Annotated in this window: 11 protein-coding genes and 1 pseudogene; 7 read left to right on the forward strand and 5 right to left on the reverse strand. The window is 51.4% G+C overall.

Translation table 11 applies throughout. The features are described from left to right. Positions 1-60: 60 nt before the first annotated feature. The 3 genes from H6815_00100 to H6815_00110 all read right to left on the reverse strand — a co-directional run bounded on the left by H6815_00100 (position 61) and on the right by H6815_00110 (position 3,833). A complete protein-coding gene (locus H6815_00100; GenBank protein MCB9858829.1) occupies positions 61-750 on the reverse strand; it encodes a nitrate- and nitrite sensing domain-containing protein in 690 nt (229 codons plus the stop codon). Positions 751-1,257: 507 nt separating this feature from the next. After that, on the reverse strand, positions 1,258-2,712 hold the full coding sequence (locus tag H6815_00105; protein MCB9858830.1) for a PAS domain-containing protein: 1,455 nt from the start codon (positions 2,710-2,712) through the stop codon (positions 1,258-1,260). Next, positions 2,709-3,833: an FIST C-terminal domain-containing protein gene (locus H6815_00110; protein MCB9858831.1), complete on the reverse strand. Its 1,125-nt coding sequence runs from the start codon at positions 3,831-3,833 to the stop codon at positions 2,709-2,711. Before H6815_00110 ends, H6815_00105 begins: the two co-directional genes overlap by 4 nt. Positions 3,834-6,058: 2,225 nt before the next feature. Between H6815_00110 and H6815_00115 the strand changes: the two genes are divergently transcribed. Genes H6815_00115 through H6815_00125 form a run of 3 tightly spaced genes read left to right on the forward strand, consistent with a single transcriptional unit; the run spans position 6,059 to position 9,429 of the window. Continuing rightward, positions 6,059-7,045: an ATP-binding protein gene (locus H6815_00115; GenBank protein MCB9858832.1), complete on the forward strand. Its 987-nt coding sequence runs from the start codon at positions 6,059-6,061 to the stop codon at positions 7,043-7,045. Next, positions 7,042-8,244: an HDOD domain-containing protein gene (locus tag H6815_00120; protein MCB9858833.1), complete on the forward strand. Its 1,203-nt coding sequence runs from the start codon at positions 7,042-7,044 to the stop codon at positions 8,242-8,244. Before H6815_00115 ends, H6815_00120 begins: the two co-directional genes overlap by 4 nt. A 12-nt stretch (positions 8,245-8,256) precedes the next feature. Continuing rightward, entirely contained in the window at positions 8,257-9,429 is a 1,173-nt protein-coding gene (locus H6815_00125; protein MCB9858834.1) for a response regulator, read from the forward strand. Positions 9,430-9,490: 61 nt separating this feature from the next. Here the strand turns inward: H6815_00125 and H6815_00130 are convergent. Then, a pseudogene (locus H6815_00130) lies at positions 9,491-11,135 on the reverse strand (ammonia-forming cytochrome c nitrite reductase subunit c552). A gap of 89 nt (positions 11,136-11,224) precedes the next feature. After that, on the reverse strand, positions 11,225-11,752 hold the full coding sequence (nrfH, locus tag H6815_00135) for a cytochrome c nitrite reductase small subunit (GenBank protein ID MCB9858835.1): 528 nt from the start codon (positions 11,750-11,752) through the stop codon (positions 11,225-11,227). Between the two features lie 399 nt (positions 11,753-12,151). Here nrfH and H6815_00140 point away from each other — a divergent pair, with 399 nt between their 5' ends. The 4 genes from H6815_00140 (at position 12,152) to H6815_00155 (ending at position 16,350) form a co-directional block, all read left to right on the forward strand. Further along, positions 12,152-12,631, forward strand: a complete 480-nt coding sequence (locus H6815_00140; protein MCB9858836.1) for an Rrf2 family transcriptional regulator — start codon at positions 12,152-12,154, stop codon at positions 12,629-12,631. Between the two features lie 107 nt (positions 12,632-12,738). Beyond that, positions 12,739-13,548, forward strand: coding sequence for a c-type cytochrome (locus H6815_00145; protein MCB9858837.1), 810 nt, complete (start codon positions 12,739-12,741; stop codon positions 13,546-13,548). 64 nt (positions 13,549-13,612) lie between these two features. After that, positions 13,613-15,583: a Sec-dependent nitrous-oxide reductase gene (gene nosZ, locus H6815_00150; GenBank protein MCB9858838.1), complete on the forward strand. Its 1,971-nt coding sequence runs from the start codon at positions 13,613-13,615 to the stop codon at positions 15,581-15,583. Positions 15,584-15,675: 92 nt separating this feature from the next. Beyond that, entirely contained in the window at positions 15,676-16,350 is a 675-nt protein-coding gene (locus H6815_00155) for a cytochrome C (protein MCB9858839.1), read from the forward strand. The last annotated feature ends 14 nt before the right edge of the window (positions 16,351-16,364 follow it).

Genomic DNA, 16,364 nt, shown 5'->3' on the forward strand with positions numbered 1-16,364 from the left:
ATTTCAAAGTAGAAACGCAGATTTCACTGTTGGTGAAAGGCTGAATCGAGTATTTGGACCCTACACCATGCCGAAACCGCCCGAGTGCGCGTGCTCGCGCGCACTGAATCGGAATGAATCCACTTCGGCAAACATTGCCTTTGAGTCGTCCGAGTCGAGCATCGAGTTGAGCAATGCGTCAGCACGCTCGCGAAACTCGCTCTCATATGCGCTCAAACCAGCTCGGATAGTAAGCCACTTCTCGTACATCCCCGGGCGAAACTCGTCCGCCGCGAATGCTCCGCTGAGTACTGCACGCTCCACACCGGCACGCTCCTTCATCTCCAACAGTGCGCAGTGCGAGGTTATTGCTTCAGTCATCCAACTGTCGGTCGTCACGGAACTCGTTCTCGCGACCGCGTTTAGACCATTGCCGATCATGCTTGAGAAATATCCGATCGCATCCGGTGCGGGGATGGACAGTGACGTCACACGAGAACGAATCGTATTCAACCCTTCTGCGTCATGGAGCATCGCGTCAACGTGCGTCGTGAATACCTCGGGCAGATTGTCACGTCCAATCTCGGCATATCCACCTCGAAGCGCGTCGTATGCGCCATCGACCTTGTTCCGTTGATCGTCGATGTCAGATGCGAAACTCTTGCCACCGGATCCAATAAATCCAGCGGTCATCCCGCGCTCTTTTTGGGATTCATGAATGGCAGAACCAACAAGGTCGCAGAGTACTACTACGTCATCAATCTGTGACATCTCGCAATACGTTGATCGATTGCGCTCGACCGATTGGAAAGCGAAAACAGACAGTGCTGTCAACGGAACAGCTGCAACAACACAGAATTTCGTCGTGATATTCATCCACCGCGTCTCCTGCACTCGCAATCGGTACTAGTAGTCGGATCGGTCGCATATGGCCGGTATAGGCCGAATTGAAAGAGAAATTCTTCAATCAATACTGATTAATCATTATATGGACCTTGGCAAGGCACATCCTTGATGCAACAAGTCTTCCTGAGTTCGCGCCCAGAGCCAAACAATCCAGTGGATCACATTCAAGTGGAAGGTCACTGCAACGCAGAGTGTCCTCATCAGGGCTTAGGCAATCTGCGAGTCGGCACACCATCACCATCAGAGTTTGAACCATCCACAGAATAAGGTGGCAGTGATCGCTTGGATGGTTTACTTCGTTTGTACCTTCGAAAAGCAGCGTGAACATACTATTCGGATAGGTCACCAACGGTTTCTTGAACTCACTGTAAACTACGCAGCGTCCTTATGTGAACTCGTTAGCGGCAAACGAATACAGAATGTAGTACCAATCTTTGGCTGGACACGGCATTCAAGTTGACCTCCATGTTTTTCAACGATCACGTCTCTACTAATTGCAAGGCCCTGTCCAGTCCCCTTCCCGACTTTCTTGGTAGTGAAGAACGGATCGAAGATTCTGCATTGCACTTCTTCTGGCATACCACCGCCCGTGTCAGTAACTTCTATGACAGCACTGCCCCCGTCAAGCTTGGATCTGATTGTAATGCTGCCTTTCTCCAGTTCGTGTTGGCGATTGGTTTCGATCGCATCGGCAGCATTCACAATAAGATTGAGCATGACCTGGTTGAACTCACTGAGCAAGCACGGCACAGGAGGCAGATTCGGATCGAGTTCAAGTGCAAGATCTGCAACATACTTCCATCGGTTGCTACATACCGTGGTTGTTGATTCTATCGCCTTATTAAGGTCAGATGGCACCTTTGATGCCGAACCAGGATGTGAAAAATCCTTCATTGCCCTGACAATATGAGCAATACGGCTCACTCCTTCAATTGATTGGTCCAATGCGTTTGGGATCTCTTCGCGAAGAAACTCATAGTCCAGCTCTTCAAGTGTTTGGCGGATATCATTCGACCGATCTTCCCAACTACGAGAGTTACCGCTACGATCAAGTTGTGCGGCATATTTGTCAATCACATCAAGGAGATTGCTGAACTCGCCTTGGATAAACCGAATGTTGTCACCGACATACTGAGCCGGTGTATTGATCTCATGTGCAATACCTGCGGCAAGCTGTCCAATTGATTCCAGCTTTTGTGCTTGGACCAGTTGATTTTCTAGTCTCTTTCTCTCCGTAATATCTGCCGAAATCGTCAAAGTGCCAGTGATGTCGCCATTTTCATCACGCATTGGCACGATGCTCGTGAGCAATGTTGTGCATTGACTCTCAGAGTTGCTGGATTGTTCTTCAAAGTCAACTTCTGCAATGCCAGTTTCAATAACTCGTTGTTCAATGTCGTCCCTGCTTGAATGGCTCTTCGACAGCAATAGAACATCTGCATTGGTAAGACCCACAACGTCGTTCGACGATGCTATCCCAATACTTTGAGCAAAGGGTGCATTGCATCCTTGAAACACACACGATTTATCTTTCCAGGATACCAGATACGGAATATGAGAGAGCACACTTTGCAGAAGTCGCCTCTCCTGTCGCATCGACTCTTCTGCTTTGCGCCTATACTCTGCTTCGGTTCGAACGCTTTGTGTGATCTTTTCTAACTCGGTCGTTCTTCGCTCTACAATCTGTTGGAGAAGAATACTCTGAGTGAACGTGTCGTGCAGGTTCGATGGTGACGAAAACACTGCTTCAACCCGTTCTGTGAGCACAGCAACGGTTTTCCGGAGTGAATCATTCTCCTGCTTCAGTCGAACGAGCTCTGCAGTCATGCCGCTTCTCCAAACACGACTCCGGTAACGGTCTGATTGACATGCACGCCATTGAACTGCTCTCCGTAGGTGCTAAACCCCATTGATGGGTACTGAGACACCACACAAGCAAAGTTGTCCTGGCTAGCAAAGTGCTCAGTTTCAAGTCGGCGAGTTATGCAATCAAACATAAGGACCAAGCTCGGCTTTAGTCCAACACAAGTGTCATTGAGATCTGTGCCTAGTTTCTCATGGGCACGATCAGCTCGACCCACATGGAGCACGACACCCTCATCAATGGCACAGTACAAGCGGATGGAACCATCTGCCAACAGTTGTTGAACGCCACGTACATACCAACGATCACTTGCTCGGAGCATGAGAGGGTGCATCAGTTCATCAGCCTTGGTTAGCCGATCCAAGTCAGTACCGAGGGCTGCTGCATAGGCGTTTGCAGCTGGTATGCCATTGAGCTCAACTATTCTCCTTTGCTCTGGCTCGGCCTTTGTCACAACCAGAACTTGCCCGGTGTCTTCGTAATGATGACCAATGAATGTCCGGATGCCACTTGGAGCATGAACAAGCGCACATGATCCAATCCGAGAATGAAATGCCCCCGAATGATAAATGCTCGTTCTGTGAAATGCCAGATTGTCACCTGCCGAACCGCCTACCATTGGCACACCACCCGTGGCCATGTATATTTGTGACGATAGCGACTCTTCTCGCATACACAATCCATCAAAGAGCGAGATAAGTACAGCGTTTTCTGAGTGATCTAAAGCCTGGGTTCCAAGCCTTCGGGCGAGCAACGCCGCGTCATCCGTATCAAATGATGTAGTATCGTCAATGATTTCAACGTTCGCCTTCACACCCCGTAGTACAGCAGCCGCAACTCCCGACCGTTGGTACCCAGAGGAGGTGATCTCACCTGCTGTAGAGCATCCAATGACCGGGCACGGAAAACGATGTTCAATCGCCCTCCCCAGCTCAGCAAGATTGTACTCAGCAGATGCGAACACAATTCCAAGCGAAGCATCGTCAAGTTTGTCATTGCCAAATATGTTATCCAATGCAGCTTTTGGCGACGGATCTGCGGACCATCCTCGTGATGCGCTTACAGGCTCTTTAAGTGCTTTCATTGGCACACTCCCACAGGTATACCTTGTCAGATATCGGATATACGCTACAGTACTATCGGTTGCAACTACTAGCTGATCAACATGTGTATGCGTCTTACTCTGCAATCATAACGTTGTTCACAGATCTTGGTGAAACTACTCTTTATACTGAGGCTGCCAATCGATAACGTTGTATGCTTATCACTCCATCACACACAACTTCCGGGGGTGTATTGATCCACGATATCCTCATCAAAGAACAGCCCGCACCTGCTCCAAAGAGAAGGTGCGGGAACAGAGCATGGGTTGAGAGGGATCGTGCCAGCCCAGGCTCACAGAGGTTAGCAACGATTTCGAATGGCCAGACAGTAGAAGTTTATCGCTTCCGACAGAGTCATCGGAGCATAGTTGTAATTGAGTTCAGGTTGCTTCGTACGATATTTGAACTCAGTCAGTTTTCGCTCCAAATACTAATCAAGTGCTCCCCTGATCTCGGTAACACACCTATCCAATAATGAGAGCTCAGAAAATGGACCAGCAAGGTCTACAGCAGATTTTAGGTCTAACAGTATGTGTCAATGCAGGCAACTATTACTGATGCATCTTTGACCGGACACATGCGTGCTCTAACTCACCTTGAATGTCGAAGCAACTCGTCAGTGCCAGAGTATTTATTGTCTGCAGTTGTGACGATTGTTCCTTTGCACACCGGAACGATGCTTGGATTGGGTTGCATTTTCTGTTCACATATGTAGAAGAAGCTGGTACTCAATCTGCCCAAGTTCGCACTGAATATCTGAACAAATCCACCCTGCTTTGGGGTGCTTGTCGAATCAAATTAGCCGATCCAAAGCAGCCCAGGCGGGGTTTCAGCTAGCACCATGTGACATGGCCAGATATTGATGATCAGCACAGAGGATTTAGGCGATTTGATAAGTGATCAACCTCAAGTCATTGTTCACTGGGCACTAACTTATGACTCACACAAGCTCCTCCGAGTGGATTTCCGAAGCAGGGCATTGCTCTGCAAGTTCGCCTGCTAAGCGTACATCAAAGGTGTTCCTGCGGTCGCTTGTTGCAGTCTGGTCTGTAGGTGTCCTCCTCGGAATGGCTGTGCTATGGGACTATTCAAACTCGCCAGAGCACACCGAATCTACCCTTGTTCAACGGTGGCCGGACGCTGTTGCGCTAAAACGAGACAAGATGGGCGCAAGTCTCGTTGTTTCGATTCACCCTCGATGTCCATGCAGTCGAGCGACAGCAATGGAACTCGCGAGGATTGTTCGTTTCACACAGAGTGAGCTTGATGTTGTCGTGCTCGTTTATGCTCCCGAGATCATGCAAGATGGATGGGAAAGAACTGATTTGTGGGACTCTTTCTCGAGTATCCCTGGTGTGCGTGTGATTGCGGATGTGGACGGCGAACAAATCAAGCAGTTTGGAGCGCGAACTTCTGGTGAATGTGCTCTATTTGATGAGAACGGCACGCTCGTCTTCGGAGGGGGAATAACGTCTGGACGTGGCCATGAAGGTGACAATATCGGATCACAAAGCATAATCGCGTTCAGCCGTGGACATAGCATCCCAGCGTCCTACTCACACGTCTTCGGTTGCAATATCTTCGGCTCTGATCAAACCGATTCATGTCCAGAGTGCGATGAGAGTGATGCGTCATGATCCTTGAACGAGCAAATCAGATATTCGAAACGCAACGCCAACGCAACTACCGGCGCACTGATCGGCTCTTTGCGTTACTTATGATTGGCCAGTTCATTGGTGGTTTGGTGCTCGCTCTGACACTCTCGCCGCAGACATGGTCTGGGATGATGAGTAGCACCCATGTGCATGTGTGGACTGCGTTCCTGCTCGGCGGCGGAATTGCAAGCTTGCCTGTTTATCTCGCAATCAGACATCCAGGAGAGTTTGTAACCAGACACACGATCGCGTGCGCTCAGATGCTGTTCTCGGCGTTGCTCATTCATTTGAGCGGGGGTCGGATCGAAACACACTTCCATGTCTTTGGTTCACTCGCATTTCTTGCATTCTACAGAGATTGGACAGTACTGGTGCCCGCGACGATTGTGATCGCACTGGATCATTTTGCGCGAGGAATATTTTGGCCTGAATCAGTCTTTGGAATTCTCACAGCGAGTCCGTGGCGACCTGTTGAGCATGCATTCTGGGTTGTCTTTGAGAACTGTTTTCTCGTCCGATCGTGCGTTCTAAGTACACGCGACATGCGTGAGATGTCGCTGTTTCTTGCTGGAGTCGAGACGACCAATCAAGAGATCGAAGAGGTTGTAGCCCAACGGACGAACGAGCTCGAAGAACAGAAGAAGCAACTGGTAGCCGAGATCCAACGAAGCAAGCAACTGCAAGACGAGCTCGTTCACGCCCAGAAAATGGAATCTATCGGACAACTCGCCGCGGGCATAGCCCATGAGATCAATACACCTATCCAGTACATCGGCGACAATACCCGATTCGCTGCCGAAAGCTACGAAGGGCTATTCAGGATTGTTGACGAGTATGCCAAACAGCTTGATCCCACTATTGAAGCCAGGCCGTGGCAGGAGCGTGCCCAGGCGCTACAGCAGTTGCTTGATGACTTGGATATTGAGTTTCTGAAAGATGAAATCCCAAAGGCAATGGCACAGTCATTGGAGGGTGTGAAGCGTGTATCAGAGATCGTACAGGCAATGAAGTCATTTTCACATCCCGGCGGCGAGAAGTCTCCGGCTGATCTCAACAAGGCGATAGAGAGTACCGTGACTGTCTGCAAGAATCGATGGAAGTATGTTGCAGAAGTTGATTTGCAGCTGGATGAGTCTCTCCCGCCAGTGCCATGCTTCGTGAGTGAAATCAATCAAGTTATTCTTAATCTTGTCGTGAATGCTGCTGATGCGATTGCAGAAGCGAATAAGAATGAACAGAGTACGAACGGTCTGATTACGGTTACAACACGCAGAAATGGCGACTGGGCAGAAATCTGTGTTTCGGATACCGGGACAGGGATTCCGGATGAAGTTCAGCGAAAAATATTCGACCCATTCTTTACGACTAAAGCGGTTGGCAGTGGAACAGGGCAGGGACTGTCAATTTCCCATGATGTTGTTGTAAACAAGCACAACGGAACCATTAAAGTTGATTCTGAGCCAGGAGAAGGAACAACGTTCTACATCCGACTTCCATTAATCGAACAATCATTGCAAACCGAAAGAGAGGCGGCATGAGTGAGACGAAGACACGAGTACTCTTTGTTGACGACGAGGAGTTCCTCCTGAATGGGCTGCGTCGAATGCTACGATCCCATCGCAGTGAGTGGGACATGGTCTTTGTCAACTCTGGCGAGAAGGCACTGGAACAAATGGCTATCAAGCCGTTTGATGTAATCGTTTCAGATATGCGAATGCCAGCTATGTCAGGCAGCGAGTTGCTCCGCAGAGTCCAACAAGAGTATCCGAGCACGGTAAGGCTCGTGCTTTCTGGTCAAGCAGACTATGAGGAAATCGTTACAAGCGTTGGACCGATCCACCAGTTTATGCATAAGCCGTGTGATCTTGATGTTCTTGTTTCAGCTGTCAATCGTACCTGTGAGCTTGGACAGCTATTTAATGACCAACAGCTTCGGAGATTGGTTACAGAGCTTGAGTCCTTACCAAGCGTGTCATCTCTGCAAGAAGAGCTGCTGGCAAAGCTGAACTGCGAGGACGCGACCCCCCAGGAAATCGGTGAAGCAATCGGCCAGGATCTTGGCACAACGACAAAGATACTGCAGCTCGTCAACTCTTCCTTCTTTGGGCTAACACGGAAGGTTACTACGCCCTCAGAGGCTGTGCTTCTTCTCGGGATGGACACGGTCCGCTCACTCGTGATAGCCATGCAGGTCTATTCTCAAGTCAAAGGACCAGCGGCGCCAGGGTTTTCGGAGAGACAACTCTTTTCTCACAGCCTTGCAGTGGCAACTATTGCAAAGCAGATTGCTTTGCACGAGTGCTATCCGAAGAAGGATGTGGAGCGAGCATTTCTTGCAGGTCTGCTTCATGATATTGGCAAGCTTGTGCTGGCTACGTATCGATCGCAAGAATACGCCGAGGTTCTTGACATCACTCGTGATGGTACGATAACTGCTGAGGAAGCTGAGCACGACCGTATAGGCGCCACACATGGCGAAGTCGGTGGATATCTACTTTGCCTCTGGGCGTTTGCGGATCCCATTGTAGATACAGCGATCTTCCACCATTCACCCTCTAGACATGACTCTAGTACTTTCTCAGAGCTCACTGCGGTTCATGTTGCCAATGCAATTGTAAACTCGGATACCCACAACGACGATACAGCGCTCGCAGGTATCGACAAACCGTACCTCGATCGACTGGGTTTAGCGGACCAGCTAGCATCGTGGAGAGCTGTGCCCAGGGTTGCCGCGTGATTGGAGCATGCAATGCCGAACGCCATCTTGTATGTTGACGACGAACCGTTCATCCTTGATGCGTGCAAGCGATCTTTGGGGCGGAAGTATAATATTACCATAGCAGCCGGGCCAGTCGATGGGCTCGCTGCGATTCGGAATCAAGGCCCATTTGCGGTAATCCTGACAGATATGCGAATGCCAGAAATGAACGGCGTAGAGTTTATCTGTGCTGCGAGAAAGTTGTCGCCTGACTCTGTATGCATGATGCTCACTGGGAACGCCGATCAACAAACTGCAATTGACGCAATTAATGACGGAGATGTGTTTCGATTTCTCACAAAGCCATGCCAGAATGAGTTACTTGCTTCGGCGTTCGATGCCGCTATCAAGCAGCACAAGTTGGTTACTGCCGAGAAGGAACTGCTGCAACGCACCTTGGTAGGCAGCATCCGCGCCCTCATGGAAGCTCTTGAGCTGGTGAGCCCTCGTGCTTTCTCGCGAGCAAACAGGATAAAGCCGATTGTGCAACTTTTATGCACAGAACTCCAACTTGACAATCAATGGCAATACACACTTGCGGCGATGATGTCACAAATTGGATGCATCACGCTCCCTCCAGAGTTGATTGAAAAGGTTCATACCGGCCAAAGAACGACAGATGCTGAACGAACAATGTACCGGGCACACCCACAACACGGGCAAAGATTAATCGAACACATTCCAAGACTCGATCGTTGTGCTCGAATGATTGGAGGGCAGTTCAAGCCGTATGGTTCCGGTGGTACACCGAAGCCGAATACTGCCGAAGGTGCGTGCGAGATCGGCGCGCAAATGCTTCGGGTAGCAACAGACTACGATGCGCATATCCAGTCTGGATTATCCCGGCAAGAAACACTTGAAAAGATGGAATCACAATCAAAAGAGTATAACCCCAACCTGCTCGCCATCTTGCAGGTATGTTCAGCTATGACACTAAACAATCAGCGGCACTACGACACAAAGCAGATCAACGCGGACGATCTGACAACAGAGATGATTGCTGATGAGGACATAACGACTCAAGCGGGTGTATTGCTTGTATCTAAAGGAAGTGAGATAACGAAGGCGCTCATGGAACGCCTCCGTAACTATGCACGAAGTGTCGGGGTGAGGGAACCTTTCAGCGTGCTCGTACCAAAGCATGAGCAGAGTGAGGCCGCGTAGGTGAGCGATGCTGATCAGTTATCAGGATCATCATGCAATCTAACTATGTAGTTCCTCTCTTTCAGCGACATCTTTTGTAAACTCGTCGCTTAGCCTCCAGATTCCGGCTGGGCTGGTCCGGGGTCTGCCTCGCGTTGCGAGTCACACCCTCGATGGGGGTCACGGGCAAATGCTCGATGCTCGGCGGTTCGGGTGCGCGAATCCTGATCGCAGCTGCCTGTGCCTGTCGCGAGTAATCGATCGACTCGCCAAGAATGCGTGCCGCTTCCTGGTCCGCGTGGAATCCTCGCGAGTTTTCTGAGCTGATGTAATCGAGACGCCACATGGCCTTGCGCTGGAGCTCGTACGCTTCTGCCAGTTCAAGATCGGTTGCGCCATCGGCCTTTGCTTCCATGATCGCATCGAGCATGTCTGTCATCGCGTTTGCTGCGCGCTCCATCAGGTCTGCGGTGCGCTGCTGGATCGTATCGACACGCGCGATCAGTTCGATCTCACTCACGTTGTGGCACTGCTGGCACGAGTTGTTCACTGTTGCGAGCGGGCTCTGCACATTATGGCTTGAGAGTTTCATCGCGCCCTGACGCTCGTAGGGCATGTGGCAGTCGGCGCACGACACGCCGCTGCGAGCGTGCACGCCCTGACTCCACAGCTCACACCTTGTACACCGGTGCGCCCGTCTCGCCGTGCTTGTAGTCGAAGAACGGTGATCCGTCAGGGAACTTTTTCTGATCCCAGAACGACTCGAGCTGTTCCGCCTTGGGCCCGTTGCCCCATGGGAATGTCAGCACGTCCTTGTTTGCGCAGTAGTACTCCACGTGGCACTGCCCACACACAAACGAACGCATTTCCTGTCGGCTTGCGAGTGTGTTGGGGTCGTATCGCTCCGCGCGATCGGTTGTGCGCCACTTTTCAATCGATGGGAGATGCGGCACGGGTTCGTTACTCTCAGCGAGTGCCGCAATACCGAGCACAAACCCGGGGCGTGTCACACGGATCTTCATTGATGCAGGATCGTGGCAATCGATGCAACTGACCGGATGCGCACCACCAATATCCGGATGGGTTGCACCTTCACCATCTGCGGGGGTCGCTTGTGTGTTGCCGGGCGTGCCATCGGGCGCTGCCTGCACCATCGCAAGCACCTCGGCGTATGGCTTTTTGCTGACTTCTTCAAACCCACGGATCACCGCTAGCATATTGAAGTCGGCAGCGAGCGCTTTGTCGTCTGCTGGCATACCCATCGCTTCGAGTCCTGCCTTGCGGTACATCACTGTGCCCGACGCGTGGCAGTGCAGGCATGCGCCGGTCTGGCTGCGCTTTGTCACGCGCTCGGTCACTGTCTGGTCGTAGAGCATGTACGCGTGTCCACGAGCTTCGCGGTAGTCTATGCTGAACGCGTACCCGGCATACAGGCGCTTCAGCCACGGCTGTTGCTCCAGTTTGCTCTCGGTCATCGCGCTCGAACCACCATAGAACTTCGAGCCGGCGGTTGCTTTGTACCCGTCGTACTGGTGCGGCCAGTTGCGACCCCACGGCTCAGGATCGGTGGTGATCTCATCAACTTCCGCAACGCGCATGAACGGCTTGCGCGCTTCCTGCTTGTGCCCGAACATCGTCACAAGCACCCACGTCACCAGCAGCGTCGCAACAACTGCAATTACAAAGACAAGAAAGAGCACGAGCGCCCCGCCGCGACGTTGCGGCATGGAGTTCACTTCGATTGGATCAGGTGCTACTTGTGTTGTGCGTTTCATTGCGTGCGTCACTTTCTTCTCTGTTGTGCGTGCATCGCGCGTTATCGCTGCGAATGGCCGACATCCGAATGGCAGTGGATGCACATCAGCATGTCGCCGCCAGACTCGGCCGGGAGCATGTGGTTGACGTACTCGCCGTGACAATGCAAGCAAGCTTGCTGTGTCACGGTGCGATTGCGTGGTTTGATCTGGATCGGTTCGTGGAAGTCACCCGTGGTGAACGCAAGCGAGTGGAAGAACCCGTTGTCGGCCTTGGTGATCCATTTGCCCAGCGGATGGTGCGGCAGATGGCAATCGTTGCATGTCGCAACATTCTCATGACTCGACTTCAGCCACGAGTCGTAGTGTGCCTGCATCACATGGCAGTTTGCACACGAAGCGGGGTTGTTGCTGAGATAGGCTGCACCCTCGCCGTACCCAAAGGTAAACGTACCCACGCCGCCGAATGTACCGCAGGCAAAGGACACCGCAATCGCGAGCAGGCCCACATGGGTTATCCGCTTTCGAGGTCTTTGTGCAGACAAGGACTCTGCATCAGATAGCTTGGAGGCTGGAGTTTCGGCAGGCATCGGAGGCCCTCCCGCTGACGGTTCACATATCGCTAGCATAATAGAAGACACAAATGTCCTTTTTCAAGTGCCGTGCCGATGAACCGCTCGCTTTGCCGTCAATCGGGAAGCGAACGGATACAGAAGCACGTTCCTGAAATTTACCAGCAGCGAGAAGACATAGAGCTCACTCGCCAGCAAAGCTCTCACAAACACCATTGAGTGAAGAGTTGAAAGTCACTAAGGCACATTGAATGGAAAACTCACGATTGTGCATTGATTAGCAGTTTGCCCTTGAGATATACAAGTATGAGTTGACTGCGAAAGCCCATTCGATTTCGATGTCTTCTGTGGAAATGAGTTGCCTACCGCAGTAAAATCGATGTCTAGGTACACAAATAACGAAGAACGAGCAACACAGTGATCAGCCAAACGTCTGAATATGCGCTCAGAGCAGTCGTTTACCTTGCTGCCCAAACTTTAAACGAACAAACGTCTGCAAGTCAGATTTCTGAAGCAACAAAGGTTCCAGTGCTGTACTTGCAGAAGGTGCTGCGGATGCTTTCGAAACACCACATTCTAACTGCGCAGCGAGGTGCTGGCGGTGGTTTTCAGCTTGCCAAACTCCCATCATCTATTAGCGTGTACGATGTGCTTCGGGCGACCGAAACCGAGATCGAACGTATTTCCAGTTGTCCTCTTGGTATCAAAGGACATACAACCCTCTGCGCGCTTCATAAGCTTCTCGACTCTGAGATTGCGCGTATTCAGCAGGCATTTGCGTCTACATCGATCGAGGACTTGTTAACAACGACCAATAATCAACCGCTTTGCAGATCATCTATGCGACCCCAAGGCCTGACAATATCAGACTTTCCAGCCGAAAATAAAAAAGAATAGTGTATCTATTTGACCACTATTTTGATCCGGGATACAGTTTGCTTCATAAATGGAGTAGTGTATACACATATCTGTATTTGCCGTCGTCTTTGAATCGAGGTAAAGGCATGGTGTCTAGCAGAGTCAGCAAGAAAGATGATCCGTATAAGTGGCACGCGATCGCGTACGCACTCCTTGTAGGGCTTACTGCACCATCCATACTTCTCTTGGTCATGGTGACTCAGCCTGCCCCTGTTCGCGATGTATCGTCGTTACGAATCCAGCAAATCGCCCAGGAACTTGGGTTGGATACCGATGCCATATACAGAGGTGCATACATCTACTCAAAGAGCTGCGCACTTTGTCACGGCAACGATGCAAACGGTGTAGCACGTCTGGGCAAGCCACTACGGAACAGTGCGTTTGTGCAAGAACATTCTGATGATGAGTTGTTTACGCTGATTGCGCAAGGACGGTTACCCAGCGATCCAGCGAACACAACCGGCGCTGCCATGCCTGCACGCGGGAACCAAGCATTAAACGACGATGACTTGCGCAGTGTTGTGCAATATCTCCGTTCGCTTCAAGACATGGACCAACCAACGGTGTTGGTTGACGCGTGGAATATCCCGCGCGATATGTCATCTGAGACTGCAGGCCCCTCTGGTGTCGGGCACGACCTCTTTGTCGCTTCATGTTCTGCATGTCATGGACCTCAAGGGCAAGGAATGGAAGGGTTAGGAAAACCGCTTGCCACGAGTGAGTTTGTTGTAGCCCAATCTGATGAAGAACTTATCAAGTTCATAAAGAGTGGGCGTCCAATCTGGGACTCGAACAACACAACTGGGCTCGATATGCCGCCCAAGGGTGGTAACCCAGCACTCACAGACGAGCAACTCAGTGACATCGTTCGGTTTATCCGCAGTATCCATAAGTAACAGCCACAGATTCACCGAGGCATGTTCTGCCTTGTGACACGCGCATTGAACCAAGGAGTTTCACATGAAACGTACGAGAGGCGTATCGAGAATCGCATTCATAACCGGCGCCGCGATGGTAACGGCCGCAGCAGTTGGGCAGTCAATTAGTGATGTCCAGAAGGTCGCCGAATCAAGAGGGCTCAGCACTGCCGACCTCCTCGCTGCCGCTAAGACCTTTGTTCCCAGTGGCATGAAGGATGAGTACATCATCTTCTCCTCCGGTGGGCATTCCGGACAGGTGTTCGTTATAGGCGTTCCCTCGATGCGCCTACTGCGGTCTATCGCGGTTTTTACTCCCGAACCGTGGCAAGGCTGGGGGTATGGTGTTGGTGAAGAAGTACTCAAAGAAGGGTATGTGGATGGGAAGGAGAACCTCTGGGGAGACACGCACCATCCAGCCCTTTCTGAGACTGATGGTGACTACGACGGTCAGTGGTGCTTCATCAACGACAAGATCAACGCACGAGTCGCAGTAATCGATCTGCGCGACTTTGAAACAAAGCAGATTATCAAAAATCCGTTGACGATCAGCGATCATGGTGGCACGTTCGTTACACCCAATACTGAGTACGTGATTGAAGGCGGTCAGTATGCTGTGCCGTGGGGTCATGAGTACGCCCCGATCGAAGAGTACAAGGAGAAATACAAGGGCTCGGTCACGATGTGGAAGTTCGATCGAGCCAAAGGCAGGATCGACAAGGAGAAATCGTTCGCAATAGAACTTCCCCCGTACTGGCAAGATTTATCTGATGCGGGCAAGGGGGTGAGTGAAGGATACATCTTCCTCAACTCTCTCAACTCCGAGATGGCAACCGGTGGAATTCAGGATAAGAAGCCTCCCTTCGAAGCCGGGGTTAGTAGGAACGCTACCGACTTCCTTCACATCATCGACTGGCACAAGGCAGAGAAGATCTATCAGGCTGGCAAGGTCGAGATAGTCAAGGGCTTCCCGGTGATCACCTTGCAGACAGCAATCGCAGAAGGGCTGCTCTATATCACACCAGAACCGCGCAGCCCGCACGGTGTTGATGTTGCTCCGAAAGGGGATTTCATAGTTGTGTCCGGCAAACTCGATCCGCACGTAACAATCTACTCATTCGAAAAGATCACAAGCGCAATCGCGTCAAAGAAGTTTGCAGGCAAAGACGATTTCGGCGTTCCGATTCTCGACTTTGATGCGGTGGTCGAAGCACAGGTTGAAGTAGGTCTCGGGCCGCTTCATACACAGTTTGGTCCCGATGGGTATGCCTATACGTCGCTGTTCCTTGACTCAGCTGTCGCACGATGGACGCTTGGTGGTTCCTATGGCAGTGGCACTCCGGAACCCGACTGGACACTCGTTCATAAGACACCTGTTCACTACAATGTGGGACATATCGGTGTTGCCGAGGGAGACACCGTCAGCCCCGATGGCAAGTATCTCGTCGCATTTAACAAATGGTCAGTGGATCGTTTTTTCCAGACTGGGCCCCTTCTCCCGCAGAACTTCCAACTCGTCGATATATCTGCAAAGGGCACGACAATGCCCGTTATTTATGACATGCCCATCGGTGTCGGTGAACCTCACTACGCACAGATTGTTAAAGCAGACAAACTCAATCCGTGGGCGGTGTATCCAGAAATCGGGTGGGATCCGCACACACAATCCATGGATCCCATGGCACCAAAACCGAAGATGGAGCGGGTTGTTCGCAAGGGCAACACAGTCGAAGTATTCATGACTTCCGTGCGTAGTCACTTTAATCCTGAGCATGTCACGGTGAAGCAAGGCGACAAAGTGATTTGGCGCATCACCAACATAGAACGTGCGGTTGATGCGGTGCATGGGTTCTCGATACCGGTGTACAACGTGAATCTCAGTCTGGAGCCGGGAGAAACCGCCAAGATCGAGTTTATCGCTGATACGCCTGGCACATTCCCGTTCTATTGCTCAGAGTTCTGCTCGGCACTCCACCTCGAGATGATGGGGTACTTCATGGTTGAGCCGAACTGATCCGACGGTCGCGCCGTGGAAACATGCCGCGACCGATTGTCATATTTCCTTTTCTTCGCCATGTCATCATCCACGCAAAAAGGGATCACACAATGAAATCAGCGATTGTTGATCGCATCGTCGGTCCGAGGTTAAGTCGAGATCAACAGGCACAACACGGCCTTCGATTCGGTATGCCCGGATGGTTTCTGCTGCTCGCAAGAGCTCTGCTGCTGGTGTCACTCTTCCTGCCGTACTGGCACATGGAACTCCAGGCACCGCAATATCCAAGCGGCTTGCACATGACCGCGTATATGAACACCCTGACAGGTGATGTTGCTGAAATCGATGGACTGAACCACTACATTGGCATGCGATCACTCTACGAAGCTGCGCGGTTTGAACGAAAGATTGGCGTGTTTGTCATGATCGCGATGGTTGTCATGCTTGAGTTTGCCGCGTTCATTCATAGTCGATGGGCGGTGCTGCTTGTGCTACCGGCAATGTTGTTCCCGATCGTGTTCCTGCTGGATCTACACCTCTGGATGCGTCACTTTGGTTTGAATCTCGACCCCAATGCGCCGCTATCCAACTCTGTGAAACCGTTTGTGCCAACCGCGCTTGGTAAGGGCGGTATCGGCCAGTTTGTGACCATCGCCACACCAGGCGCGGGGCTCGTGCTGGCGTCAACTTCCTCAGTTGTCATGGTCATCGCGCTGTTCTTCCACCGACGCGCATACCTCCCGCTTGTCAGAGCGCAAGCTGATGAGAATGAACAGGTTCAGTGATCTGATGGAGATGT

Source organism: Phycisphaeraceae bacterium, assembly GCA_020639155.1.
GTDB lineage: Bacteria > Planctomycetota > Phycisphaerae > Phycisphaerales > UBA1924 > JACKHF01.